This is a genomic window from Methylobacterium sp. J-067, assembly GCF_022829465.1.
Classification (GTDB): Bacteria; Pseudomonadota; Alphaproteobacteria; order Rhizobiales; family Beijerinckiaceae; genus Methylobacterium; species Methylobacterium litchii.
In genome coordinates this window covers 114,457-139,299 of record NZ_JAKSXZ010000101.1, presented here as the reverse complement: position 1 = coordinate 139,299, position 24,843 = coordinate 114,457, and the positions used below count along the sequence as shown (strand labels likewise).

Annotated in this window: 29 protein-coding genes and 1 tRNA gene; 18 read left to right on the top strand and 12 right to left on the bottom strand. The window is 68.1% G+C overall.

The genetic code is table 11. From position 1 onward, the window contains the following. The 4 genes from MKK52_RS12885 to MKK52_RS12870 form a co-directional block, all read left to right on the top strand. A partial coding sequence (locus tag MKK52_RS12885; protein ID WP_243954300.1) for a hypothetical protein occupies window positions 1-387 on the top strand: 387 nt, incomplete at its 5' end. An 8-nt stretch (window positions 388-395) separates the two neighbouring features. Continuing rightward, complete coding sequence (locus MKK52_RS12880) at window positions 396-1,376, top strand: baseplate hub protein (protein WP_243954298.1); 981 nt, start codon at window positions 396-398, stop codon at window positions 1,374-1,376. Continuing rightward, on the top strand, window positions 1,366-1,620 hold the full coding sequence (locus MKK52_RS12875; RefSeq protein WP_243954296.1) for a hypothetical protein: 255 nt from the start codon (window positions 1,366-1,368) through the stop codon (window positions 1,618-1,620). The genes MKK52_RS12880 and MKK52_RS12875 overlap by 11 nt, the downstream gene beginning before the upstream one ends. A gap of 13 nt (window positions 1,621-1,633) precedes the next feature. Next, window positions 1,634-3,664 carry a phage tail tip lysozyme gene (locus tag MKK52_RS12870; protein ID WP_243954294.1) on the top strand — a complete coding sequence of 677 codons (2,031 nt, stop codon included), beginning with the start codon at window positions 1,634-1,636 and terminating at the stop codon, window positions 3,662-3,664. A 4-nt stretch (window positions 3,665-3,668) separates the two neighbouring features. Here MKK52_RS12870 and MKK52_RS12865 read toward each other — a convergent pair whose 3' ends face one another. The 3 genes from MKK52_RS12865 to MKK52_RS12855 form a co-directional block, all read right to left on the bottom strand. After that, the gene (locus MKK52_RS12865) at window positions 3,669-3,959 is read right to left on the bottom strand and encodes a hypothetical protein (protein WP_243954292.1); all 291 of its coding nucleotides are present in this window, start codon (window positions 3,957-3,959) and stop codon (window positions 3,669-3,671) included. 632 nt (window positions 3,960-4,591) lie between these two features. Beyond that, window positions 4,592-5,137 (bottom strand): hypothetical protein, encoded by a 546-nt coding sequence (locus MKK52_RS12860; RefSeq protein ID WP_243954290.1) that lies wholly within the window; start codon window positions 5,135-5,137, stop codon window positions 4,592-4,594. Window positions 5,138-5,590: 453 nt separating this feature from the next. Further along, window positions 5,591-5,809 carry a multiprotein-bridging factor 1 family protein gene (locus MKK52_RS12855; RefSeq protein ID WP_243954310.1) on the bottom strand — a complete coding sequence of 73 codons (219 nt, stop codon included), beginning with the start codon at window positions 5,807-5,809 and terminating at the stop codon, window positions 5,591-5,593. Window positions 5,810-6,091: 282 nt separating this feature from the next. On the opposite strand from MKK52_RS12855, the gene MKK52_RS12850 reads away from it, so the two are divergent. From MKK52_RS12850 to MKK52_RS12840, 3 genes are read left to right on the top strand one after another with little or no spacing between them, the layout of a single operon-like run. Beyond that, the gene (locus MKK52_RS12850; RefSeq protein WP_243954288.1) at window positions 6,092-6,706 is read left to right on the top strand and encodes a hypothetical protein; all 615 of its coding nucleotides are present in this window, start codon (window positions 6,092-6,094) and stop codon (window positions 6,704-6,706) included. Next, complete coding sequence (locus tag MKK52_RS12845) at window positions 6,706-7,137, top strand: hypothetical protein (RefSeq protein ID WP_243954286.1); 432 nt, start codon at window positions 6,706-6,708, stop codon at window positions 7,135-7,137. The genes MKK52_RS12850 and MKK52_RS12845 overlap by 1 nt, the downstream gene beginning before the upstream one ends. Continuing rightward, entirely contained in the window at window positions 7,128-7,313 is a 186-nt protein-coding gene (locus MKK52_RS12840; RefSeq protein ID WP_243954284.1) for a hypothetical protein, read from the top strand. Before MKK52_RS12845 ends, MKK52_RS12840 begins: the two co-directional genes overlap by 10 nt. Before the next feature lie 252 nt (window positions 7,314-7,565). On the opposite strand, the gene MKK52_RS12835 is transcribed toward MKK52_RS12840, so the two are convergent. Beyond that, window positions 7,566-7,641: transfer RNA gene (locus tag MKK52_RS12835), tRNA-Glu, on the bottom strand. 88 nt (window positions 7,642-7,729) lie between these two features. On the opposite strand from MKK52_RS12835, the gene cobU reads away from it, so the two are divergent. From cobU to MKK52_RS12810, 5 genes are all read left to right on the top strand, one after another. Beyond that, window positions 7,730-8,257, top strand: coding sequence for a bifunctional adenosylcobinamide kinase/adenosylcobinamide-phosphate guanylyltransferase (gene cobU / locus MKK52_RS12830; RefSeq protein WP_243954282.1), 528 nt, complete (start codon window positions 7,730-7,732; stop codon window positions 8,255-8,257). Further along, window positions 8,254-8,856 (top strand): cob(I)yrinic acid a,c-diamide adenosyltransferase, encoded by a 603-nt coding sequence (gene cobO, locus MKK52_RS12825; protein WP_243954280.1) that lies wholly within the window; start codon window positions 8,254-8,256, stop codon window positions 8,854-8,856. The genes cobU and cobO overlap by 4 nt, the downstream gene beginning before the upstream one ends. A 29-nt stretch (window positions 8,857-8,885) precedes the next feature. Beyond that, the gene (locus tag MKK52_RS12820) at window positions 8,886-10,328 is read left to right on the top strand and encodes a cobyric acid synthase (protein ID WP_243954278.1); all 1,443 of its coding nucleotides are present in this window, start codon (window positions 8,886-8,888) and stop codon (window positions 10,326-10,328) included. 75 nt (window positions 10,329-10,403) lie between these two features. Beyond that, a complete protein-coding gene (locus tag MKK52_RS12815) occupies window positions 10,404-11,738 on the top strand; it encodes an MFS transporter (RefSeq protein WP_243954275.1) in 1,335 nt (444 codons plus the stop codon). A 120-nt stretch (window positions 11,739-11,858) separates the two neighbouring features. Beyond that, window positions 11,859-12,035 carry a hypothetical protein gene (locus MKK52_RS12810; RefSeq protein ID WP_243954273.1) on the top strand — a complete coding sequence of 59 codons (177 nt, stop codon included), beginning with the start codon at window positions 11,859-11,861 and terminating at the stop codon, window positions 12,033-12,035. Window positions 12,036-12,039: 4 nt separating this feature from the next. Here the strand turns inward: MKK52_RS12810 and MKK52_RS12805 are convergent, their stop codons facing one another. Together MKK52_RS12805 and cbiB are read right to left on the bottom strand one after the other, a co-directional pair. Beyond that, a complete protein-coding gene (locus tag MKK52_RS12805) occupies window positions 12,040-12,957 on the bottom strand; it encodes an NAD(P)-dependent oxidoreductase (protein WP_243954271.1) in 918 nt (305 codons plus the stop codon). Between the two features lie 188 nt (window positions 12,958-13,145). Next, on the bottom strand, window positions 13,146-14,129 hold the full coding sequence (gene cbiB, locus MKK52_RS12800; RefSeq protein ID WP_243954269.1) for an adenosylcobinamide-phosphate synthase CbiB: 984 nt from the start codon (window positions 14,127-14,129) through the stop codon (window positions 13,146-13,148). Here cbiB and cobD point away from each other — a divergent pair. Then, entirely contained in the window at window positions 14,121-15,140 is a 1,020-nt protein-coding gene (gene cobD / locus MKK52_RS12795; protein ID WP_243954267.1) for a threonine-phosphate decarboxylase CobD, read from the top strand. The two genes, cbiB and cobD, sit on opposite strands and share 9 nt — an antisense overlap. Here cobD and MKK52_RS12790 read toward each other — a convergent pair. Further along, a complete protein-coding gene (locus MKK52_RS12790) occupies window positions 15,133-16,404 on the bottom strand; it encodes an MFS transporter (protein ID WP_243954265.1) in 1,272 nt (423 codons plus the stop codon). The two genes, cobD and MKK52_RS12790, sit on opposite strands and share 8 nt — an antisense overlap. 195 nt (window positions 16,405-16,599) lie before the next feature. Here MKK52_RS12790 and MKK52_RS12785 point away from each other — a divergent pair, with 195 nt between their 5' ends. Together MKK52_RS12785 and MKK52_RS12780 are read left to right on the top strand one after the other, a co-directional pair. Continuing rightward, window positions 16,600-16,791, top strand: coding sequence for a hypothetical protein (locus tag MKK52_RS12785; RefSeq protein WP_243954263.1), 192 nt, complete (start codon window positions 16,600-16,602; stop codon window positions 16,789-16,791). Window positions 16,792-16,883: 92 nt separating this feature from the next. Further along, window positions 16,884-18,311, top strand: coding sequence for a malonyl-CoA decarboxylase (locus MKK52_RS12780; RefSeq protein ID WP_243954261.1), 1,428 nt, complete (start codon window positions 16,884-16,886; stop codon window positions 18,309-18,311). Here the strand turns inward: MKK52_RS12780 and MKK52_RS12775 are convergent. After that, the gene (locus MKK52_RS12775) at window positions 18,308-18,892 is read right to left on the bottom strand and encodes a TetR/AcrR family transcriptional regulator (protein WP_243954259.1); all 585 of its coding nucleotides are present in this window, start codon (window positions 18,890-18,892) and stop codon (window positions 18,308-18,310) included. The genes MKK52_RS12780 and MKK52_RS12775 overlap by 4 nt on opposite strands. 53 nt (window positions 18,893-18,945) lie before the next feature. On the opposite strand from MKK52_RS12775, the gene MKK52_RS12770 reads away from it, so the two are divergent. Next, entirely contained in the window at window positions 18,946-19,392 is a 447-nt protein-coding gene (locus MKK52_RS12770; protein ID WP_243954256.1) for a DUF4188 domain-containing protein, read from the top strand. Window positions 19,393-19,464: 72 nt separating this feature from the next. Next, a complete protein-coding gene (locus MKK52_RS12765) occupies window positions 19,465-20,976 on the top strand; it encodes a malonate--CoA ligase (RefSeq protein ID WP_243954254.1) in 1,512 nt (503 codons plus the stop codon). A gap of 70 nt (window positions 20,977-21,046) precedes the next feature. Here MKK52_RS12765 and MKK52_RS12760 read toward each other — a convergent pair whose 3' ends face one another. From MKK52_RS12760 to MKK52_RS12745, 4 genes are read right to left on the bottom strand one after another with little or no spacing between them, the layout of a single operon-like run. Next, entirely contained in the window at window positions 21,047-21,739 is a 693-nt protein-coding gene (locus MKK52_RS12760) for a hypothetical protein (RefSeq protein WP_243954252.1), read from the bottom strand. Window positions 21,740-21,796: 57 nt separating this feature from the next. Next, window positions 21,797-22,168: a DUF3618 domain-containing protein gene (locus MKK52_RS12755; protein ID WP_243954308.1), complete on the bottom strand. Its 372-nt coding sequence runs from the start codon at window positions 22,166-22,168 to the stop codon at window positions 21,797-21,799. A 19-nt stretch (window positions 22,169-22,187) separates the two neighbouring features. Continuing rightward, window positions 22,188-22,598 (bottom strand): phage holin family protein, encoded by a 411-nt coding sequence (locus MKK52_RS12750; RefSeq protein WP_243954250.1) that lies wholly within the window; start codon window positions 22,596-22,598, stop codon window positions 22,188-22,190. A 2-nt stretch (window positions 22,599-22,600) separates the two neighbouring features. Further along, window positions 22,601-23,119 carry a hypothetical protein gene (locus MKK52_RS12745; protein ID WP_243954248.1) on the bottom strand — a complete coding sequence of 173 codons (519 nt, stop codon included), beginning with the start codon at window positions 23,117-23,119 and terminating at the stop codon, window positions 22,601-22,603. 285 nt (window positions 23,120-23,404) lie between these two features. Between MKK52_RS12745 and MKK52_RS12740 the strand changes: the two genes are divergently transcribed. After that, entirely contained in the window at window positions 23,405-24,826 is a 1,422-nt protein-coding gene (locus tag MKK52_RS12740) for a trehalose-6-phosphate synthase (RefSeq protein WP_243954245.1), read from the top strand. Window positions 24,827-24,843: the final 17 nt, after the last annotated feature.

Here is a 24,843-nt window from a genome sequence, read left to right as displayed (position 1 = left end):
ATTGGCATTCCCGCCGAGAGTATGCACCCCGGCGAAAAGGGCGAGAAACCGATAAATAACGCGGCTCTTGGCTACCTGTTTGAATATGGCCAGCCGGAGAAGAACTTGCCGGCGCGCCCGCATCTCTTTCCGGGTGTAGAGAGCATTTGTGACGCTGCTGCTCAAATTCTAGCAGCCGGTGTTCGGCAAGCATTGCAAGGCGACTTTTCGGCACCGGAACGGGCGCTGCACAAGGTCGGCATCATCGGCACGAGCGCGGTGCAGGCCAAGATTACTGAGGGCGACTTCGCTCCCTTGTCGCCGCGCACGATCAAGGGCCGGCTCCGGTGCGACCGCGCCTTCACCTACACAATTCAGCCGCGCCCGCTGGCCGGCAGCGGCAGCTAGAGCGCGCTATGACCCAGCAATACCTTCGCACCGTCTCCGTGCAGATCGAAGGCGGCAAGACCTTCACTTATACCGGCGACGAGAACGGCGGGCAGGGGCTGCGCATTACCTTCGAGATTACTCAGAAAGACGCCTCAACACCCAACGTGGCGCGGATCGGAATTTACAACCTCACCAAGAGCAGCACTGCGCCGGCATTCTATCGAGGCAAGACAGTCACTGTGTCCGCCGGATATGTTTCGGGACCAAAGTACGTTCTGTTCAAAGGCCAGATCATGCAGACCCGTAATCTGCGGGTTGACGTCACCGACACGGTGCTGGCGATCCTGGCGACGGATGGCAACGAGCCCCGCAACTATGCAGTCGTCAATCAGACGCTCTCACAGGGTCACACACACCTCGACCGATTTCAGGCGTGCTTCGCCGCAATGAAGCAGATCGACCCGAAACTGGTGCTTGGCTTTGTCTCGGAAGCAGCTCTGACGAAAACAAAGTTCCCGCGCGGGGCCGCGATGTTCGGCAACATCAAACAGCACATGCGCGAGTTGTGCATGGCGACCGGCACCTCGTGGTCTATACAAAACGGAAAGGTACAACTTCTCGACAACAAGAAGGCGTTGCCGGGTGGAGCTATCGTTCTGAACCGTGACACGGGGCTTGTTGGACTTGCTGTACAGACAATCCAAGGCATTGAGGGACAGTGCCTTTTAAATGGCAATATAGTTGTAGGCTGCGCCGTCAAAATTGACGAAAGGTCTATTCAAGCAGCGGAATTTGACCCTAGTATTACCGGAGCGCCAAATAACGCGCAGCTAAATCAATTCGGACTGGCCGCTGATGGTCTCTACAAAATCTTTGTGGTGGGCCACGTAGGTGACACGCGCGGCGAACCATTCTTCACATCGTTCGTCGGCGTCGCACTGTCGGCCGGCTCAATTAGTCCGGCCCTCGCGGCGCGCGGCATCGGGACACCGAACAATGGCAATTGATCCTGAAAAGATTTTTCTCGCCTCACCAGCCTTCGAGGCGGCAGTTGGCGGCGTAGCCGAGGCGCTGAGCCATCGCGGATATACTGCGGATGATGATACAATTCAGTCGGTCGCCGTCTCTGTATTGGTCCGCTTTGTCGGCGCTGATGGACTGACAGAGGAAGGCGTCGAAAGACTTACTGCGATGATCTTATCCGTTTACAATAGGTTGCAAGGTCATTTTGACCTAGACGCCATACATTGATCGAGGTTGGGCAATGAAGGACGTTCTTCAGGCTTTCGCCGTAGCTCTCGGGTTTGACGTAGACAAATCGTCTTTCGCGGAGGCTAAAAAGACCTTGGCGGACTATGAACGCGCGGTGAAAGAGGCCGAGAAGCGGATTGAAGATGCTCGCTGGGAGGGCGCCAAGACCGAGGAGGAGATTGCGAAGCTGACGCGCGAGACGCGACTGAAGGAAGCTCGCGCTGCCCTCGCCGAAGCACAGGATCGCGAGAAGTCTGAAAAGGAGACTGCGCGCAAGCGTGAGGAGCGCCATAAGGAATTCGTCGCTGGACTGAATAGAGCGGCTTTAGCCGCAGCGGCAGCCGCTACAGCCATCACCTACGCCGTCAACAAAGTGACGAGCGCCTTCGACAACCTTGGGTTCGTGTCGCAGCGGACGGGTGCTTCGGTTCAGAGCCTCAATTCCCTTGGCTATGCCTTCAAGCAGACCGGCGGTTCGGCGCAGCAGGCGGTGGGTGCCGTCGAAAGGTTCGCTCAATCTCTACGGGGCAACGACGGTCTCAAGAGCTTTGTGAAGGGCCTCGGGGTCGATACCTCAAAGGATATGGGCGACGTCTACCTCAACACGATTGAGGCGTTGTCGAAGCATCCCTATCAGGTCGGCTCTCGCGAGGCCGGAATGCTCGGGATCAACGAGGAGGATTACAAACTCGTCACGGATCACATCCGGCAAATCCGCGAGTATCGCAGCGAGTACAACCGCACTACTCACGCGCTTGGCGTGGACTCGCAGCAGGCAACGGAAGCCTCGCAGTCTTTCTGGCGGTCGCTGACGAAGTTGCAGGCGACCGCCTCCGCTCTGACCGACAAGCTGATGGTGAGCCTTGCGCCCGCGCTGGAAGCCATCATTAAGAAGTTCAACGATTGGGTCGCCGCAAATCCAGAGCGCATTGAGCAGATCCTGAAGGGTATTTCGCAAGCGCTGGAATGGGTCGCCAAAAAGGCTGAGGAATTTGGCGAATGGATTATGGGGTCCGGTGGCGACCTCTTGATGAAGCGTTGGGATAACTTCGCGGAGAGAGTTGAGCGTGTCGCCCGCGCAGTTGAGTTGATCGCGGCCGGCGTCTCCAAAGTGCTTGGGCTTGTCGAGCGCCTGTCTGGCACCCGTACCCCTTGGGGAGATCAAAGCCGCCTGATTTCCGGCATCAATCAGCTTGAGACGGAAGGCGGCGGCGGGGGGCCGGGGTGGCTGCGTAGAGGCTACAACGCTGTAAGGCGGGGCCTTGGATTTGGCGGTGATGAGGACATGACCCCGCGCCCCGGCGATCAAAGCAGCATTGCAGGCCGCACCTTCGCGTCAAAGGCGCCGGGCGTGATGAGACGGCTGATGGCGGATTTTGGCCTGTCCAAGGACGAAGCGAGCATCGTGCTCGGCAATCTAGGCCACGAGTCTGCGGGGTTCACTGCCTTTGAGGAAGGGGGCAACGGTCCTGGCAGGGGTTGGGCTCAGTGGACGGACCCGGAGCGCAAGCGGCGCTTCTACAAGTACGCAAAAGATAACAATCTCGACATTCGAAGTGATGAGGCCAACTATGGCTTTCTTAAATGGGAATTGGAAAACACCCATAGTTCGTCCGTTTCCGATCTGAAGAATGCGCGATCTTATCAAGACAAAATGATTGCTTTCGAAAGGTCATTCGAGGGTGCAGGCGTCAAAGCATATGGCAGTCGGTTCGGCTATGCGCAGCGCGCCCGCGAAGCTTATGACCGTGCGGGCGGCCCGGCTGCCAGTCCTACAGTGCCATCTATGTCCCGCCCCAATATGACGCCCGGCGGGTTCGACCCCAACAATATCGACGTACACAACCTTATGCGGCCGGCTACAGACGCAGCCAGCCCCACGACGAACAACTCAACCTCAAACCGCACCGTGCACCAGACGATTAACAACACCACCACGATCACGGGAACAGATCGGCCAAAGGAAGCAGCAAAGGTGATGGAGTCGGCGTTCGGCCGTATGCACGGTTTGGCGCTGGCAAATGCTCAAAGTGCCGTGGTCTGATTGGCTAGTCGCCAAAATGGAGGGAGTCGAAAGTGCAGCGGTGCCAGCGCATTTGCGCGCCGGCATCACTCTGCTTTCCCAAACACCATCCCATTTGGTCTAATCGAAGGGCATAAGCGGCACGGCGATCACATGCAATTTGTGTCGCCCGCGTGCCATCTGTTGAGCGGCAGGGGGCATTCGCGGCGTTGTATTCGCGGATGAGCCCTTGCACGTCCGATGAGCCAAGGGGCGTTGCCAATGCCGGCCCGGCCAGCATGGCGATGACGACGGGGACGAGGAAGGCGGCGCGCATGGGTTGTGCTCGATCTGAGGTTAACCGCCTGCTACTCGGCATTCAGGTAGACGTGTCCGCGCACACAGCCGTCGCGGTAGCAGACATAGCCCCCCGTGGGACTACGCATCCAGCAGGGTTGCTTGGGCAACTGGCTTAGCGCAGCTTCTCGGTTATTAGACCACAGGGCAGTAAACGCTGCTGAGCAGACTTTTTGCGGGGCGGGGGCAGCCCATGTCGGCACCGTAGCGGTTGAGAGGATCAAGGCGGCGAGGGCTGTGCGCATGGCAATAGAACAATCGCAAGAAAGCCAAAGATGCAGAAGCCGAACAAATTACAGATCAACCAAACTAAGGCATTTTATTATTGCCCAAGATTCCTGCGGTTCCTGTCCAACTCCTTCTGAAGTGTGCTCAAGGAACTGCTAACCAAGGCCTGAGTGCGCCATGATACGGCGGGATAGACATGCCTGCATTTAGGACAATCTATTTTGTCATTTCCAGAGGCATATCGACGGCGCAAATCCCACTTGGAAAGATAATTAAGGCATTTTGGATTTGGACAAGCCATTTCACGTCTGAGATTTTTTACTCGTCCGAGTGCGTCTTGGAAGTATCCCATGGCGACAACTCTTTGCACGCAAGTCCAAGATATCAGTGCGCAGATTGATTTTTCGAAAAATAGCCCGCGATATGCGGCTCATAGGTGATGATGTAATTGAATGTGAATGCCAGGAATAGCAGGACCACAAAGCCTACAACGTGGCCAACGATGTGATGTTTGTATCCGCTGATATGCTCAATCTTTGATTTTAATTTTGTCAGCTCTTCCGTCGTCTTGGCATTGTAGACTGTCTCTTGCATGTCTGCCATGCGAGACTCGATCATCGACTCACCGAACCGAAATAACGTTCCTTCCGCTTCGGACTTAAGCGCCTTCAATTGATCTTCTTGAAAACCGAAGGCAAAATCTTTGATTTGTTGTTCGGTCGGAGGCGCGCCTTTGGCTTTACATGCGTCAATCCACTGACGCTTTCTCTGTTGATAATAGCCATAGGCAACAAGCCCGGCCAGATCACCGGACTCCAGAACCAATCGCTCAAAAACGTCGCTGTGGATGTATCTATCATTAACGGCGGGCGGCGGAATATCTGCCGTTAATGGAGCCCCGCCAGCATTCTTCGCCCTGGATGAGTCCATGTTTACTTCCGGGGCGGCATTGCGTCTTTGATGGCTTTGTCAAAAACGCGGCGTTCAAGTGCGTGCACTCTCTGGCCGCTCGGCAGCGTCAAAGTTTCGACCCGGAGCGCTGACTGCTGACGATCAGAAATTTTGATGCCATCATTCGGCCGAACGAAAAACGTATCGCGCCTTCCAGCGGATCCTGCCATCTCGTCCTCCTGTGTGGGCGTAAGCGCCGAGGGCATCGGCTCCGCCCTTGTGGTCTGCCGAAAGAGCAGAAACGCCCATGCCGCTAGCTTGTTCAGCGCGGCTTGGGACGGATAAGGGTGCATCTTGGAGAACATGGCGTCAACACCCTACCGTAGCACCAGCCGGCAGCCTGTCCGCCTTTCGTCATTGCCCGCCTAACATAGTCAGCAACTTGTGACTTCGACAGGACGCGTGATCATTTTGCCACGCCGCTGAGGCAGCTCATCCGGCATCAGCCCTCAACTTTTTTAACCTCACTCCTGGCCCCTCACCGTTCTCCTCGATGAAGATGACGCCAGACGCTTCGAGTGCCGCCCGAAGAGCATCGACGGTTCGGCCATACAGCGCCTCACCTCGCTCGAACCGGGATACGGTGTTTGGCGAGACTTGAGCCATCGTCGCCAATTCGCGGATACCGAGGCCCAGCGCAGCTCGCGCCATCCGGCATTGAACGACCGTCAGTGGCACGGATGATAGCCCTGCTACTATTGTGCTTGACGCCCTGCGGCGTTCTGTAGTAGCCATTCTATCAGCTTGGCACAGAAGCACAAGCTAAACGGCCCGACGAGAGGGGTAGGAGCCTCCCGCCAGGCCTGACCACCAACCGCATCTGGAGTGCAGTCAATGGCTGTTCGCGCTCATAGCACACGTGCGCCCTTATTACCCCAGTCCAACGGCGTTGCCCCCTTATTAAAGCGGGGGTTCGGTCAGCCGCCGGGCCCCGTGACCCTAGCCATCCGCGCTATGCGGGCGGCCGAACCAAAGGGCAAAAGCGAGATCATTTCGCATCTGCCAGCGGACGTTAGCGATTTGCGCCGTCGCATCGCCGACAGGATCGAGGCGGACATTGCCTTGTTGGACGCGCTGGCGGGCGATCCCGATCTTGAAGACAACGGCGATCACGAGCCGTCGCTCGGCTCTACGGATGGGCTCCTAGGGTGGTGCCAAAGCGGTACGGATGACTGCGAACAAGAGGTAGTAGATCAGCCGCACGACGAAGAAACGGACAAGGAGCCGTCCTTGTGCGGCATCACCGTTGATGCGTGCTTCGCCAACGGCACGGATGAGGGCGAACCCTCTCTCGGCAGCCTCGGCGGGACCGCCGCCGGCTGCGAACAGTCGCAAAAGGGCTGGGACAAGGGCGACCGCAAGGACCGAGAGGTTGACGGTGGTTCCCGCGTTCATACGCAAGACGGTCTGTGGCGCGATCCGGGCGCCGCGTTGACGGCGGTGAAGGATCGGCTGCGCAACCTGCGGCGCCCGCGTCAGCGTGGCTCTATCCAGGTCGCGGGTCCGAACAGCAACGTCTACAACGTGCAGCCGTGGGGGAGGCGCTAATGGGTGCCTCAACCCGTCGCGTCGCCCTCGGCGCTCTCGCTGCCGCATCGCTGGCCGCACTGCCGGCGAAGGGTGCTGGCCTTAAGCTTCCGACCGGCGTGTCACCCGAACTCGCCGCTCTGATTGTGGAGCACGACCGGACGAACGCCTTGCTCAACGCCTACTTGGACGACGAAAACTGCGAGTACGTCCTGCACGCTCAGTTTGTCGGCACTGCCGGCGCAATGCGTGTGAAGGTCCTCGCGTTTCCCTCGCGCAACCTGTCGGACATTTTGGCGAAAGCGGCGTGCGTGCTTCGCTTGTGGCCCGTGGAGGACTTGCAAGCGGAGGTAGGCAGCAAAGCGAAGTCTGAGCACGTCTACATAGACGACATGTCCAACGCGCTTTTGCTGGAATTGCATCACCTGATGGAGGGCACGCTATGCGCATGATCTATGCGTTGCTCGCCCTCTATCATGTTCGGCAAGCCCGCTTTGAAGTGGCGCGGGCCGACATGATGCTGGATGGGGCCGAGGCCGCACAAGCGCGGTCGCGGGCGCGGATCGTGTTGGCTGACGCCTTCGCGGCTCGCGCAGACCTGCCGCCGTTCCTGTCGCTACCTCAATAGCCTACCCGGCCCGGCCGCTCGCGCGGTCCAAAACTGGCTGAAGTTGAGCCACTTTCCGCAGAGCCCAGCCGGGCCTCTTGAACGTCGCTCGCGCATCCGGTGCGGGCGGTAGAGTCCACCACTGTCTAGGTGGGCATATAGGACATTTGTTGGACACGCTGGTCGCCGACACTAGCCGAACCAGCGTTGGAAATACGTCCGCGAAGGAAGCTAAATCAATGCAAAGGCTGTGTAATTTTGCTTAGGCACCGCTGGCGCGCCCTACGGGAATCGAACCCGTGTTTTCGCCGTGAAAGGGCGACGTCCTGGACCGCTAGACGAAGGGCGCTCGCGCGGGCTGGGGTTCTATAGTCGGATGATCGGCCGGGGGCAACCGCCGGTTTTGACCGGCGGTGAAGTTCGGGCGAAGAGGGGGCATGTCGCCCCCTCCACCCCGCCTCACCCTCGTCCTCGGGGGCGCCCGGTCCGGCAAGAGCGCCCACGCCGAGGCGCTCGTCATGGCTTGCCCCGCCCCCTGGCTCTACCTCGCCACCGCCGAGATCTGGGACGACGAGATGGCCCAGCGCGTCGGCCACCATCGCGCCCGGCGCGGGGCGGGGTGGATCACCCAGGACGTGCCCCTCGCCCTGCCGGAGGCCGTCGCCGCCGCGCCGGGGCCGGTGCTGGTCGATTGCCTCACCCTCTGGCTCACCAACCTCATCCTCGGCGAGGCCGACGTCGCCGCCGCGACCGACCGGCTGGAGGCCGCCTGCGCCGCCGCGCCGGGGCCGGTCGTGCTGGTCTCGAACGAGGTCGGCCTCGGCATCGTCCCGGACAACGCGCTCGCCCGCCGCTTTCGCGATGAGGCCGGCCGCCTGCACCAGCGCCTCGCCGCCCGCGCCGACCGCGTGGTCCTCACCGTCGCCGGCCTGCCCCTCATCGTGAAACCCGGAGCCGCCCCATGACCGACGACGCCGACCGCCATCGCGAGAAGATGGAGAAGCGCAAGGCCGTGCAGGATGCCGAGGTCGCCGCCAAGACCATCGAGAAGGGCCTGCTCATCGTGAACACCGGCCCCGGCAAGGGCAAGACCACGGCGGCGCTGGGGCTGATGCTCCGGGCGCTGGGGCGCGGCTGGCGGGTCGGGATGGTGCAGTTCATCAAGGGCGGCTGGGACACGGGCGAGCGCCACGCCGTCGCCGCCTTCGGCGAGCGGGTCGCGTGGCACACCCTCGGCGAGGGCTTCACCTGGGAGACGCAGGACAAGGCGCGCGACATCGCCGCCTGCCGCCACGCCTGGGAGGTCGCGACCGGGCTCATGGCCGATCCCGGCCTCCGCCTCCTCGTCCTCGACGAACTGAACATCGCGCTGCGCTACGAATACCTCGACCTCGCGGAGGTCGTGACGGTCCTGCGGGCGCGGCGGCCGGACCTGCACGTCGTCGTCACCGGGCGCAACGCCAAGCCGGCGCTGATCGAGGCCGCCGACCTCGTCACCGAGATGGGCAGCGTGAAGCACCACTTCGCCGCCGGGGTGAAGGCGCAGGAGGGGATCGAGTTCTGAGCGCCACGGCCCCTTCCCCCCGCGCCCTGATGATCCAGGGCACCGGCTCCGATGTCGGCAAGTCGCTGATCGTGGCGGGCCTCGCCCGCGCCTTCGCCGACCGGGGCCTGCGGGTCCGCCCATTCAAGCCGCAGAACATGTCGAACAACGCTGCCGTCACGGCCGACGGCGGCGAGATCGGCCGCGCCCAGGCGCTGCAGGCGCGGGCGGCGCGGGTGCCGCCCTCGGTCCACATGAACCCGGTGCTCCTCAAGCCGCAGAGCGAGATCGGCTCGCAGGTCGTGGTGCAGGGGCGGATGGTCGCCACCGTGAAGGCCCACGACTACCAGGGCTGGAAGCCCCGGCTGATGGCCTCCGTCCTCGACAGCTTCGGCCGCCTGCGGGCGGAGGCCGACCTCGTCCTCGTGGAGGGCGCGGGCTCGGCCTCGGAGGTGAACCTGCGCGCCGGCGACATCGCCAACATGGGCTTTGCCCGCGCCACCGATACGCCCGTGATCCTCGTCGGCGACATCGACCGGGGCGGGGTCATCGCGAGCCTCGTCGGCACGAAGGCTGTGATCGACCCGGAGGACGCGGCGATGATCGCCGGCTTCCTCGTGAACCGCTTCCGGGGGGATCCCTCGCTGTTCGCGGACGGGATGCGCCTCATCGCCGAGCGCACCGGCTGGGAGGCCCTGGGCCTCGTGCCGCACCTGCCGGAGGCCGCGCGGCTGCCGGCGGAGGACGTGCTCGGCCTCGCCGGCTCCGAGGCGACGGGGGAGGGCGCCGTGACCATCGCGGTGCCGGTGATGCCGCGCATCAGCAACTTCGACGACCTCGATCCCCTGCGCGCCGAGCCCGGCGTGCGGGTGGTGCTGGTGCGGCCGGGGGAGACGATTCCCGCCGAGGCCGCCCTGGTCCTGCTGCCGGGATCGAAGACCACCATCGACGACCTGCTCTTCCTGCAGGCGGAAGGGTGGGACGTCGACCTCCGCGCCCATCGGCGCCGGGGCGGCCACGTCCTCGGCCTGTGCGGCGGCTACCAGATGCTCGGGCGCCGGATCCGCGATCCGCACGGGATCGAGGGGCCGCCCCGCGACGTGCCCGGCCTCGGCCTCCTCGACGTCGAGACCGTGCTCACCGCCGACAAGCGCCTCGCCTGCGTCGCCGGCACTACCCTGACGGACGGCCTGCCCTTCACCGGCTACGAGATGCATGTCGGGGACACGGCGGGGCCCGACGCCGCGCGGCCGCTGCTGCGCCTCGCGGACGGGCGGCCGGACGGGGCGGTCTCGGCGGACGGGCTCGTCAGCGGGACCTACGTCCATGGGTTCTTCGCCGACGACGCCCAGCGCGGGGCGTGGCTCGCGCGGTTCGGGGCGCGCCGCCTCGGCGCCTCCTACGAGGCCGGGGTCGAGGCGGCCCTCGACCGGCTCGCGCGACACATCGAGACCCACGTCGATTGCGACCGGCTGCTCGCCCTCGCGCGCTAGGCCAGGCTTGCGCTATATACTCTGAGTAATAGGCCCGCACGACGCGACGGGTCATCGCTCCGAGGAAACGCGACCATGGCGATCGAGGCAGGCCCGGCCGAGGCGGATCTCGGCGAGGGCACGATCCGCACCGTGACCCTGCGGCTGATGCCGCTGCTCGGGCTCATGTACCTCGTCGCCTATATCGACCGACAGAACATCTCCTACGCCAAGCTGGAGATGGTGGGGGCGCTGGGCCTCAGCGAGACCGCCTACGGGCTCGGGGCCTCGCTGTTCTTCCTCGGCTATTTCCTGTTCGAGGTGCCGGCCAACGTCTTCCTGGAGAAGGTCGGGGCGCGGATCTGGTTCGCGCGGATCATGTTCACCTGGGGGCTGGTGACGATCCTCCTCGGCTTCACCCACGGCACGACGATGTTCTACGTCCTGCGCTTCCTGCTCGGGGTCGCGGAGGCGGGGTTCTTCCCCGGCGTGCTGTTCGCCCTCACCCTGTGGTTCCCGCAAGCCCACCGGGCGCGGATGATCGGCTGGTTCATGATCGCCTCGGTGCTGGCCAACGCGGTCGGGGCGGCGGTCGGCGGGGCGCTCCTCGGGCTCGACGGGGTGCTGGGGCTGGCGGGTTGGCAATGGGTGTTCCTGGCGACCGGCGGCCCGGCGCTCCTGCTGGCGGTGGTGGTGCTCCTCGTCCTGCCGGACGGCCCCGCCACGGCGCCGTGGCTCGCCCCTGCGCAGAAGGCGTGGCTCACCCGCACCATCGAGGCGGAGCGGACGGGAACCGGCCATGTCGAGCACGGCAACCCCTTCGCCGCCCTCCTCGACCGCCGGGTGCAGATGCTGGCCGGCGTTTATGTCTGCCTGCCGCTCGCGGCCTATGGGCTGAGCTACTGGCTGCCCACGGTGGTGAAGGGGTTCGGCGTCTCGAACCTCGCCAACGGCTTCATCAACGTCATCCCCTGGCTCGGGGCGGCGGTCGCGCTGTGGTGGGTGCCCCGCCACGCCGCCCGCACGGGGGCGACGGGCAACGCCCTGACGTGGCACGTGGTCGGGCCGGCGCTGGTCGGCGCGGCGGGGCTGGCCTTGAGCGTGATCCTGCCGGGCAACGCGGTGAAGTTCGCCTGCCTCTGCGTCGCGGCGGCGGGGGCCTTCTCGGCGCAGCCGGTCTTCTGGTCGATGCCCGGCACCTTCCTGCGCGGCGCCTCGGCGGCGGCGGGGATCGCGGCGATCAACTCGGTGGGCAATCTCGGCGGGTTCGTGGCCCAGAACGCGGTGCCGATGATCCGCGACGCCACCCGCAGCGACCTCGTGCCGATGCTGTTCCTGGCGGCCTGCCTCGCGGCCGGCGCGGGGCTGATGTTCCTCGTCCTGTCGGCCCTGCGCCGGGATGCCACCCGCCGGGAGGTCCGGGTGGCCTGAACGGAATCCTGGCCCACGCGTTCACCATGAACCGGCGCGGCGGGCTCCTCACGGAATCCGACGGATACGCGATCTGACACAGCGTCCTTCCGCCGGAGGGGACGCCGGGAGGACGCGAACATGAGCAACGGTTACCCCCTGCTGTTTCTGGCTTTCGGCACGATCGGAGCCCTGTGGTTCCTGGGCGCCGCCGCGCGCAAGCAGGTCGCCGACCTGAAGGGCCATCCGGGACGGTCCAGCGTGATCCGCGACCATGGCGGGCCGGCCCGCCCGAACATGCCCGGCACGGAGCATTGAGGCCCTAGCCTCCGGCTGCGATCCTCCGGCAATGGTCGAGGGCGGCACCGATCAGGTTGTCGCTCGCCTCCGGCGTGCGGAAGGCCGAATGCGCCGAGAGCGTCACGGTCGGGAGCCCCGCGAAGGGGTGCCCGCCCGGCAGGGGTTCCTCCACGAACACGTCGAGCCCCGCCCCGGCGAGGCGCCCCTCGCGCAGGGCCTGTGCCAGCGCGGCTTCGTCGAGGAGCGCGCCGCGCGCGGTGTTGACGAGGAGCGCCCCCGGCTTGAGTTGGGCGATCCGCTCCGCCGAGAGGAAACCCCGTGTCTCGTCGGTGAGCAGCAGGTGGAGCGAGACCACGTCGCTGTCGGCGAGCAGGGTGTCGAGGTCCACGAAGTCCACCCCGGGATGGGTGCGGGGCGTCCGGTTCCAGGCGATCACCCGCATGCCGATCCCGGCGCAGAGGCGGGCCATCTCGGCGCCGATCCCGCCGAACCCGATCAGGCCCACCGTCTTGCCGGTGAGCTGGATGCCGTCGGTGCGCAGCCAGTGTCCGGCGCGCATCGCCCCGTCCATACAGGCGAGACCCTTGGCGGCGGCCCACATCAGGGCGAAGGCGCATTCGGCCACCGCCGTGTCGCCGTAGCCCCGGATGAGGTGGACCTGCACGCCGAGTTCGGCTTCCAGCGCCTCCGGGTCCATGTAGCTGCGTGCGCCCGTGCCGAGGAACACGACGTGCTTCAGCCCCGCGCAGGCCCTCGCGACGGACAGCGGCAGGGCGGTGTGGTCAATGAGCGCGACTTCCGCCCCGGCCAGCAGGCGGGGCAGGTCCTCCGGGACGGTGTTCGGGTCGGCATGGATCGTCAGGGGCGGATCGCCGGGCCGGCTCAGGCGGCGGGCCACCTCGGCCAGGGTCTCGCTGGCATCCACGAACACGGCGCGCATCGGTGTCTCCGGCTGAATGGGACATCGACAGAGTCTGTCCCGTTCCCATCCATACCCTCATCCTGAGGTGCCCGCTCCAGCGGGCCTCGAAGGAGGCCTCCAGAGCACGCGGCGATCCCTGGAGCCCTCCTTCGAGGCGGCTGACGCCGCACCTCAGGATGAGGGGGAGGGCGGGAGGGAAGTCCCGATCACCCCGCCAGCGCAAACCCGAGCGCCAGGAGCCCCACCACCAGCCCTCCCTGGAGCCAGCAGGCTTTGCGGTAGAGCGCGAGCGCCCGGCCGATGTCGTCGGGCGTCGCCTCGGCGCGGCCGTCGCCCATATGGGCGTCGGGCACGAGGGTGCCGTCGTAGACGCGCGGCCCGGCGAGTCGGAGGCCGAGGGCCCCGGCCATGGCCGATTCGGGCCAGCCAGCATTGGGCGAGCGGTGGCGGCGCGCGTCGCGGGCCATCGCCCGCAGGGCGCCGCGCCCATCCGCGCCGTGCAGGAACGCCGCCCCGGCGATGAGCAGCCCGGCGAGGCGGGAGGCGGGCAGGTTCACGAGGTCGTCGAAGCGGGCCGCCGCCCAGCCGAAGGCGGCGTAGCGGGGGGTGCGGTGGCCGATCATGCTGTCGGCGGTGTTGGCGGCCTTGTAGAGCGCCCCGCCGGGCAGGCCGAGGGCGCCGATCCAGAAGGCCGGCGCCACGATCCCATCGGAAAAGTTCTCGGACAGGCTCTCGATCGCCGCCCGGCAGATCGCCGGCCCGTCGAGGCGCTCGGGGTCGCGCCCGACGATCATCGACACAGCCCGGCGCCCGGCCTCCAGCCCGCCCGCGCGCAGGCCGGTCTCCACCGCCGCGACATGCTGGTGCAGGCTGCGCTGCGCCGGCAGGCTCGCGGCCAGCACGCCCGTGAGGACGAGGGCGGGGAGGGGGCCGGCGAGCCCCGCCGCCGCCGTGAGGAGCCCGGCGACGCCGCCGACCACCGCCAGCAGCAGGATCAGGGCGAGCACCCCCGCGAGGCGGCGGCGCCGCTCCGAGCCCCGGTTGAGCCCGCGCTCCAGGGCGGCGATCAGCCGGCCGATCCAGGTGACAGGGTGGCCGATGGCCCTGTAGAGCGCGTCCGGATAGCCGGCCGCCGCCTCGATCCCGAGGGCGATGGCGAGACAGGCGAGCGTGTCGGGCGGATGGACCATTCGGTGTGGAGCGTTTCCGCGCGTGAGGCCGCCGTGATCGCCCATGGCGGCGACCTCGGGGACCTCCGAAGAACCTTCCCCGACGCGCCGCTGCCGTGGCTCGACCTGTCGACGGGGATTAACCCGGTCCCCTATCCCGTGCCGCCCGTCGAGGCCAGCGCGTGGCTGCGCCTGCCGGAAGCCGCCGAACTCCTGGCGCTCCGCGCGGCGGCCGCCGGGGCCTACGGCGCGCCGGGGGCGGAGCATGTCGTCGCCGCGCCCGGCACGCAGATCCTGATCGAGACCCTGCCCCGCCTCGTGGCCCCGACCGAGGTTGCGGTCGTCGGCCCGACCTATGCCGAGCACGCCGCCGCGTGGCGGCGGGCCGGGCACGCGGTGCGGGAGGTGACGGGCCTCGCCGAAATCGGGGACGCGCGGGTGGCGGTGACCGTCGATCCCAATAACCCGGACGGGCGCACCGACCCCCTCGCCGACCGCCTCGCCCTCGCGGCGGCGATGCGCGCGCGGGGCGGGCTCCTCGTGGCCGACGAGGCCTTCGCGGATCTGGAAGAGGTGGAGAGCCTGTGCCCGCATGTCGGGCCGGGTCTCGTGGTGCTGCGCTCCTTCGGCAAGACCTACGGGTTGGCGGGCCTGCGCCTCGGCTTCGCTGTGGCCGATCCCGGCACGGCGGGGCGGATCGCCGGGGCGCTCGGCCCCTGGGCGGTGTCCGGCCCGGCCCTGGCCATCGGCGCCGCCGCCCTGTCGGACGGCGCGTGGCGCGAGGCGGCGGCGCGGGCGCGGGGCCTGGATGCCGCGCGCCTCGACCGGATGATCCTGCGGACCGAAGGGCGGATCGTCGGCGGCACGCGCCTGTTCCGCACGGCCGACTTTCCCGATGCACCCGGCCTCTACCGGGGGCTCGCGCAAGCCGGCATCGCCGTGCGCCGCTTCACTGAGCGCCCACAGCGCCTGCGCTTCGGCCTGCCGGCGGACAAGGCGGCGTGGTGCCGGCTGTCGCGGGTGCTCAGATAGGGCGCTTCGCCGGGTGCGGGTCCCGTGCGGCGACCAGCACCGCCAGGGCCGAGAAGCCGAGACCCACCGCGCAGACGCCCGGCCAGCCCACGAGCAGGAAGGCCTGCGAGCCGGCATAGGCGCCGACCGCCGCGAAGACGAAGATCGTCGTGAACAGCACGGTGTTGATCCGCCCCCGCGCGCCGGGCACCAGGGCGTAGGCGCGGGTCTGGTTGGCGATGAGCGCGCCGTTCATGCCGATGTCGATGAGGAACACGCCCACCGCCACGGCGACGAGGGACCACGTCCCCGCCGCCCAGAGGATCACGAAGGACAGGGCGACGAGCAGGCTCCCGCCGAGCACCACGGGCTTGGCGCCCTTGCGGTCGGCGAAGCGGCCGGAGAGCGGGGCGACGAAGGCGCCGCAGACTCCGATCACCCCGAACAGGCCCGCCCCGGCGGCGGTGAGGCCGAAGGGCGGGGCCTCCACGAGGAGGGCGAGCGTCGCCCAGAAGGCGTTGAAGCCGGCAAACAGCAGCCCCTGCGACAGGGCGGCGGTGCGCAGCACCGGCTGCGTCTTCGCCAGCCCGACGATGGAGGTCATCAGGGCGGCGTAGCGCAGGCGATGGGTCTGGGGCGTGTGCGGCAGGGTGGCCGCGGCGATCCCCGCCATGGCGAGCGCCACGCCCGACGCAATGAGGAAGACCGGCCGCCAGCCGAGATGGGCGCCGATGAAGCCGCTCGCCGTCCGGGCGAGCAGGATGCCGGTGAGGAGCCCGGTCATCACCTGCCCGACCACCCGGCCCCGGCTGGCATCGGGGGCGAGTTCGGCGGCGAAGGGCACCGCCTGCTGCGCCGCCGAGGCGAGAACGCCGACGAGGAGATGCGCCAGGGCGAGCGCCAGGAGGTTGCGGCTCAGGCCCACGGCCAGCAGCGCCAGGGCGAGGGCGAGGCATTGCAGCACGATCAGCCGCCGCCGGGGCAGGGCGTCGCCCAGGGGCACGAGGCCGACGATGCCGAGCCCGTAGCCGACCAGCGCCGTCGTCGGCACCCAGAGGGCGGCGCGGTCGCCGAACTCGGCCACGATCAGCCCGAGGAGCGGCTGGTTGTAATAGATGTTGGCCACGGCGCCGCCCGCGATCAGGGTCAGGCCGAGCCTCGCCTTGCCGTCGAGGGGGGCGGGCGCGGAAAGGGTGGCGGACAGGGCGCCCTCGCAAGGTCGGGGGTGGGAACGGCGGGGATCTCGCGCACGGGCAAGCGGGCCCGGCAAGCAGACGCGCCGCATGGCCGCGCCCCGCCTCGCGCACCTGCCATCGGCCCGCACCCGCACCATATGAGATCGATGCGGGTCCGAATCCGCATGGGTCCGGCCCGGCGTGGTTCACACCGCCGCAGGCCCGGCCCCGCCGTCATTCTACGATCGGGGCGCCGATCCGTTCCCGGCGAGAGCCGGGGGAGGGCCCCCAGCAAGGAGTACGGGATGCTGAATTACCGGGTCGATTTCGCCAAGGAGATCCTCGGGGTGCCGTTCACGGTGGGATCCGTGGAGATCAGCCGGGCGCGCGACCCCGACCGCGCCAAGCGCGCCGCCGAACTGCGCTTCGCCCGCCAGCACGGCGTGGGGGATTGGCGCGAGCGCGCCGACCTCGCGATGCTCTCACCACAGGGTTGAGACGCTTCGGCGTCGCTTTGGCCTTGGCCGTGGCGGCGTCGGCGCCCTAGACTAGGGGCGAACAAGCGCGGCAGGACGGGGTCACGAGGGCGATGGCGGCGATCTCCTTCTTCGGCGACCTGCTTCAGACGATCAGCGACCGGGGCCGCGACCTCGTGGACCTCGTTGGCCTCGGCCGGGGGGACATCGCCGTCCGGGCCGGCGCCGCCGACCTCGCCCGCCTCTGCGACGACCTCATCTCCCGCCGGGGCGAGGCGTCCGGCGTCGCCCTCGCCCGCGCCATCCTCGACCGCTACGCCAGCCTGTCGCCCGCCGAGCGGCACGAGTTCCTGCGGGCCATCGCCCTCGATTTCGGGGCGGACGACCGCGCCGTCGACGCGGCGATCACCGCCTACCTCGCCGACCCGAGCCGCGCCCGCCTCGGCACCCTGCACGAGGCCGCCGAGCCGCGCAGCCAGGAACTGATCCGCCGCCTCAACCTCGCGCGGGGCGGCACGCTGAGCCTCGTGCGGATGCGCGAGGACCTGTTCGACCTGCGCCGCGACCTGCGCAAGGGCGCCAAGGACGGCCATGCCGACAAGGCCCTGCTCGACGCCGCCGACAGCCTCGATTCGGATTTCGAGCACCTGTTCGCCTCGTGGTTCAACCGGGGCTTCCTGGTGCTGCGCCACATCGACTGGACGACCCCGGCGCATATCCTCGAGAAGATCATCCGCTACGAGGCGGTGCACGCCATCGCCGACTGGGACGACCTGCGCGCCCGGATCGAGCCGCCGGACCGGCGCTGCTTCGCCTTCTTCCACCCGGCGCTGGCCGACGAGCCGCTGATCTTCGTCGAGGTGGCGCTCACCGAGGGCATCGCCCCGGCCATCGCGCCGATCCTGTCGCGGGAGCGCAAGCCCCTGCCGCCGCGCGCGGCCACCACCGCGATCTTCTATTCGATCTCGAACTGCCAGAAGGGCCTCGCGGGCGTCACCTTCGGCAACTTCCTGATCAAGCAGGTGGTGGAGGATCTGGCCCGCGAGATCCCGAGCCTGAAGACCTTCGTCACCCTCTCGCCGGTGCCGGGCTTTTCCGCGTGGCTCACCCGCGAGCGCCGGGCGGACAGCCCGCAGGGCCTGCTGCCGGAGGACGTGGAGGCCCTGCGCGGCCTCGACATCCCCGGCTGGCACGAGGACAAGGCGCTCGCCGAGACCGTGCGCAAGGCGATGATCCCGGCGGCGGCGGCCTATTTCCTGCGCGCCAAGAACGAGCGCGGGCGGCCCCTCGATCCCGTCGCGCGGTTCCACCTCGGCAACGGGGCGCGGCTGGAGCGGATCAACTTTCTCGGCGACGTCTCGGACAAGGGACTGGCGCAGTCGCACGGGCTGATGGTCAACTACCTCTACGACCTCGGCGCCATCGAGAAGAACCACGAGACCTACGCCAATCTCGGCACGGTGGCGGCCTCCTCGTCCGTCAGCCGCGAATTGCGCGCCAAGCTCCCGCCGCCCCGCGCCGTGGCGCTCGCGGACGCCTAAGGGCGCGTCAGCCGGGCGAAGCCGAGGGTGATGCGCCGGGCGAGGGCGTCGCTCTCAGCCGGCGCCAGGGGAATCCTCCGGTCGAGGATCAGCGCGGCGAGCCCGTGGACCAGCGACCACGCGGCGAGCGTCAGATCCTCCGCCGGCATGGCTTCGCTCGCGAGCGACGCCGCCCGCCGTTGCAGGATCGCGTAGGCCGGCGACCCCTCCCGCCCTGTGTCCTTGGGCCGGCACGGGGCGGTGAACATCAGCCGGAACAGCGCCGGATGGCGGCAGGCGAAGGCGACGTAGGCGGCGCCCTGCGCGGCCAGGGCCTCGGCGGCCTCCGCGGACGCATCGGCCTGCTCCAGCACGCGGGCGAGTTCCGCGAAGCCGTGCCCCGCCACCGCGTCGAGGAGGGCGTCCTTGTCCTTGAAGTGCCGGTAGGGGGCCATGGCCGAGACGCCGCAGGCACGGGCCACCGCCCGCAGGGACAGATCCGCCGCGCCGCCCTCTTCCAGCTGGTCGAGGGCCGCCGCGAGGAGGGACGCGCGCAGGTCGCCGCGATGATAGGGCCGGTCCTCTTGGATCGATGTTGACACTGTACGCACACCGCCTTACGTTTACGGTGTAAGCTGAAGGCACGAGGTTCAGGATGCAAGCCCCCTCCCGCCGCTCGGTGGACCTGTCCGCCTATCCCGACCTCGTCGTGGTCTATCTCGGCTTCCGGGTCACGCGCTGGCGCGGCCTGCTGGCGTTGATGGGCGTGGGGCGCGGCATCGCCGACGCGGTGCGGGCGCGGCCCGACGGACTCCTGGCCCATGAGAACCTGTTCTTCGGGCTGACCCATGTCGGGATGCGGCAGTACTGGCGTGACCTCGACAGCCTGGAGCGCTTCACCCGCTCGGAGCCGCACCGGACGTGGTGGCGGGATTTCTCGCGCGAATCCAAGGGGTCCGGCTTCTGGCACGAGGCCTATGCGCGAGGCGGCATGGAGGCGATCTATGTCGGCATGCCCGTGCCCACCGGCCTCGCCCTGTTCGCGCCGGAGAAGGCGCCGGAGGGGGGCTTTCTGTCGTCCCGGCAGCGGCTTGCCGCCTGAAAGGGCTCGCGGGAGCCGGGCGGGGCGGCTAGAGAGGCGGGATAAGACGCCAGCCACCAACCCGGCCTTCCGATGACGAACCACCTCTTCTCCCTCGTGCGGGACGGCGCGTCCGACCCCGCCAAGACCGTCATCGAGACCCATGAGGGCCGGCACCATTCCTACGGTGACCTGATCGCCCGCTCCGGCGCCTACGCCGCCGCGCTCACGGCGGCGGGCGTCGCGCCGGGGGACCGGGTGGCCGTGCAGGTCGAGAAGAGCGCGGAGGTGATCTTCCTCTATCTCGGCGTGGTGCGGGCCGGGGCGGTGTTCCTGCCGCTCAACACCGCCTACACCCCGGCCGAGATCGGCTACTTCCTCGGCGATGCCGAGCCTGCGGTCTTCGTCTGCGATCCCGGGAAGCGCGAGGGGCTGTCCGAGGCTGCCGCCGGGGTGCGGCATGTCTGGACCCTCGACGCGGCCGGCACGGGCAGCGCCGCCGAGGCGGCCGACGCGCAGGACGGCGCGGCCTTCGCGGACGTGCCGCGCGGGCCGGAGGATCTGGCGGCGATCCTCTACACCTCGGGCACGACCGGGCGCTCCAAGGGCGCCATGCTCTCCCACGACAACCTCGCCTCCAACGCCAGGGTGCTGGTCGAGGCGTGGCGCTTCACCGCCGCCGACGTGCTGATCCACGCCCTGCCGGTGTTCCACACCCACGGCCTGTTCGTGGCGACGAACACCGTGCTCGCGAGCGGCGGCACGATGCTGTTCCTGCCGCGCCTGGACGTCAAAAAGATCCTGGAGCTGATGCCGCGGGCGACGTCGATGATGGGCGTGCCCACCTTCTACACGCGGCTCCTCAAGGAGCCGGGCCTGACCCCCGAGGCGGCCAGGGGCATCCGCCTGTTCACCTCGGGCTCGGCGCCGCTGCTCGCCGAGACGCACCGGGAATGGCAGGCCCGCACCGGCCACGCCATCCTCGAACGCTACGGCATGACCGAGACCAACATGAGCACCTCGAACCCCTACGAGGGGGATCGGGTGGCGGGCACGGTGGGCTTCCCCCTGCCGGGCGTGGACCTGCGGGTGGTCGACCCCGAGAGCGGCGCCCGCCTCGGCACCGACGAGGTCGGGATGATCGAGGTGAAGGGCGCCAACGTGTTCAAAGGCTACTGGCGCATGCCCGAGAAGACCGCCGCCGAGTTCAAGCCGGACGGGTTCTTCATCACCGGCGACCTCGGCAAGGTCGATGCGCGGGGCTACGTCCACATCGTCGGGCGCGGCAAGGACCTGATCATCTCAGGCGGCTTCAACGTCTACCCGAAGGAGGTCGAGACCGAGATCGACGGCCTGCCCGGCATCGTCGAATCGGCGGTGATCGGCCTGGCGCACCCGGATTTCGGCGAGGCGGTGACGGCGGTGGTGGTCGGCGGGGAGGCCGCCCCGGACGAGGCCGCCGTCGTGGCCGACCTCGAAGGGCGGCTTGCCAAGTTCAAATGCCCCAAGCGCGTCCTGTTCGTGGACGAGCTGCCGCGCAACACCATGGGCAAGGTGCAGAAGAACGTGCTGCGGGACCAGTACAAGGGGTTGTTCGGGGGGTAGCGTTCGCCGAAAGCCATCCCCCTCTCCCCGCAGGCGGGGAGAGGGGAAACCCGCGCCTTTCCCGTCGGCCTTAAAGGTTGTGCTGCGTCCGCTCGCCAGCTGGCGGGGTGCGGTCGTCCTCGGCCCCGGTCGCCTTGCGGACGGCTTCGTTGAGATTGTCCGGATCGAGGGCGGTCTGGACGAATTCCCGGCCGCGATGGGTCATCTCGCGGGCGTAGCGCAGGCCTTCCTCGCGGACCTCGTCGGCATACGGGCCGAGGCTGCGGTCCTCCTGGCGGGTGCGCGGCAGGAGCGCCCCGAGCAGCAGCCCGGCGGCGACGCCCACCACGCCGACAAGCAGCGGGTTGTCTTCCACGAAGCGCTCGACCTGGGTGCGGCTGCGGCGCAGGCCGTCGAGACCCTGCACGGTCAGGTCGTCGAGCTGGCGCATGTGGCGGCGGTGGAGGTCGCCCGCCCGGCCGCGTGCCTCGTCGTAGGCCGCCTCGGCCTTGTCCCGCACCCGGTCGGCGGAGCCGCTGAGCCGGTCGTGGATGTCGTCGGCGAGGCCGGCGACCCGCTCCCGCGCCCGGTCGGCGAGATCGGAGGCCTTGTCGCCCAGATCGTGGGCCGTGTCGGCGGCCCGGTCGGCGGCGGCAGTGGCCGCGCCGGGGAGCGGGTCGTGGCGGCCGGCGGGGTCGGGCCGCAGGGTGTGGTCCCCGGCGGCGCCCGGCGCGGCGGCGGGGTTGAACGGCTCGCCCGCGGGGAAGCCCGGCTTGTCGGTCATGCTCGTATCCTCGGCGGTCGTTTTACGGTGTCGGAGAGGTCCCGCAGGGCGGGGCGGTCAGATCTCGGTCTTCTCGACGGGGTCGTGGACCGGCCGGGCGGCGGGGCCGTCCGGGTCGTAGTCGCGCACGGCGTCCGTGGCGATGCTGTCCACCCGCGCCGCCGAAACCTGCGTGCGGCGCCGCTCGGTCTCCTTGGCCATGCGGCTGAACAGCATCCCGACGCCGGCCGCGATCAGCAGTACGGGAACGGGGTTGCGGCGCACCGCGTCCAGCGCGCCGTCGTAGGCGGTGGCGAGCTGGGGCACCCGGCGCGCGTTGCCGAGCATCTCGTCGACGAGATTGGGCACCGAGAGGCGGCCCTGTATCTGGTCGATCGTCTCATCGAGACGGGCGCGGCTTTCCTCGATCTCGCGTTCGAGGTCGTTCATCGAACTCATGACGGCATTCTCATCCTGAGACGCGTTCCGACAGGGCCTGGGCGTCCTGTCGAACCTGACGGGTGGTGCGGGTAGGCGCCAGGGTCGAGAGCGAGAGCACGCTCCGGGCCCACAGGGCCATGCCCGCCGCGAGGACGAACAGCGTACCGCCAACGATGAGCGCCGCGAGCCATTCCGAGCCGACGATGGTGGCGAGCCACTTCACGAAGGCGTCGATGAGCACCAGCAGCGCCACCACGGCGAAGACCGCCGCGCCGATCATGCAGGCGAGGCCCGCGATGAGCTGGCGGACATTGCCCGCCATCTCCGCCCGGAACAGGGCGATCTCCTTGCGCGCGAGATCGTTGGTCTCACGCAGGGCGTCGCCGATCAGGCTCTGGATCGAGCTGGCGCCCGGGCGGGGGTCGGATCCTTGGCTCATGGTCAGGCCCGGAATTCGTCGCGGAGGTCGTCGTCCGGCGGAGCGTTCGAGGACTTGATGAAGCGGGCGGCCAGCAGGCCCACCATGAAGGTGCCGACCGCCACGGCGACCGGCGCCCGGCGGGCCAGGGACTCGGCCTCGCCGTAGAAGTCGGAGAGGCTGCGCCGCTCGATCGAGGTGCCGAGCTGCTCCAGCCCGTCGGCCGCGCTGTCGAAGAAGGCGCGCACATGCGGCTTGTCGGACATGTCCTTGCCGGAGCCGCGCAGGGAGCGCGCGAGGTCCTGCACCGATTGCGCCGCCTCGCCCTTGCGGCGCTCGACGTAATCCTGAGCCTGGAGGCGGGCGGCGTCGAGGAGGCCGCGGCCCTGCTCGGCGGCGACGCCGGCGAGGTTCTCCACATCGCCCTGCAGGCCGCGCCACTCGGCCTTGGCGCGGGCACCCTCGGTCCCGTCCGGCCCGGAGGCGGACGCCTGGCCGGCGGCACCGTGCGGCACGTCGTGCGGGAATTCGGGTTCGGCCATCGCGCTCAGACTCCTTTTGTCGCGGTGTCCCGCGACGGCTGTGTAACCGGCTGCGCCTGGGACAGTTCCTCGATTCGCCTCGAAACCCGCAAGGCTCAGCTTGCGTTCACGCGGGGGATGGCATCAGCCGGGCGTCACCCTCGCGGACCCAGCCCTGCTTGACCCGGGCCCGGCTTCGCGCTTGGGTTGATCGCGTTAAGGATCGTGTCTCATTCAGGCGCGTTCTACACACGGTATCTGTGCGTCGGCGCGGGGTTTTCGCGCCAAGAACGGGAGCCCACCCGCGTGGCACGCCTTGTGATCGTATCGAACCGCGTGGCCGTCCCGGAAGAGGGCGGCAAGGCCGTCGCGGCTGGCGGTCTGGCGGTGGCGGTCAAGGAAGCGTTCTCGGCCTATGAGGGCCTCTGGTTCGGCTGGAGCGGGCGCATTACCGACGAGCCCTCCGAGGAGCCGACGCTCATCGACCGGGGCCGAGTGCAATACGCGGTGGTGGATCTCTCCCCCCGCGATCACGCGGAATATTACGCCGGCTTCGCGAACCGCGCCCTCTGGCCGATCATGCATTACCGGCTGGGGCTCGGCGCCTTCTCGCGCTCGGACTATTCCGGCTACAGCCGGGTGAACCGCACCTTCGCGCGGGCGCTGGCCAAGCTGGTGGAGCCCGAGGACATCATCTGGGTCCACGATTACCACCTGCTGCCGCTCGCCGCCGAGCTGCGGGGCCTCGGCCTCGACAACCCGATCGGCTATTTCCACCACATCCCGTGGCCGGCGGCGGACGTGTTCAACTCCCTGCCCGCGAGCGGCGAGTTGCTGCGCGCCATCGTCGATTACGACCTGATCGGCCTGCAGACCGACCCGGACGTGCAGAACCTGCAGCGCAACCTCATCGACACGCTGCGGGCCATTCCGCTGGGCGGCGGCTCGCTGATGGTCGACGGGCGCCGCACCCGGCTCAAGAGCTTCCCCATCGGCATCGACGTGGCGGGCTTCCAAGAGGCCGCCGACAAGGCCGGCTCCAACAAGGTGGTCCGCGAGACCATGGCGGGCCTGCGCACCCGCAAGCTGCTGATCGGCGTCGACCGGCTGGACTATTCCAAGGGCGTGCCCGAGCGGATGGAGGCGGTGGAGAGCTTCTTCGCCTCGAACCCCGACCAGCGCGGCAACGTCACCTACATCCAGATCACCCCGAAATCCCGCAGCGAGGTGCCGGAATACGAGCAGCTGGCCCGCGACGTGAACGAGAAGGTCGGCGAGATCAACGGCTCGCTCGGCGACCCGGCCTGGACGCCGATCCAGTACATCACCAAGGCCTATCCCCGGCCCGTGCTGGCGGGCCTCTACCGGGCGGCCCGCGTCGGCCTCGTCACGCCGATGCGCGACGGCATGAACCTCGTCGCCAAGGAATACGTCGTCGCCCAGAGCGAGGACGATCCCGGCGTGTTGGTGCTCTCGAAATTCGCGGGCGCGGCAAGGCAATTGCCGGAGGCCCTGCTGGTGAACCCCTACGACCGGTTCGAGGTCGCGGAGGCGATCCGCATGGCGCTCTACATGCCCAAGGCCGAGCGCGTGGCGCGCTGGCGCCCCATGGCCGAGCGCATGGCCCGTGAGGACGTGGATTGGTGGGCGCGCAACTTCCTCGTCGAGCTGGAAGCCTTCCGCACCACCGAGCGCGAGCCGCCGACCACCGCCGCCGCGGCGGAATAACCCCGATCCTGTCCGGA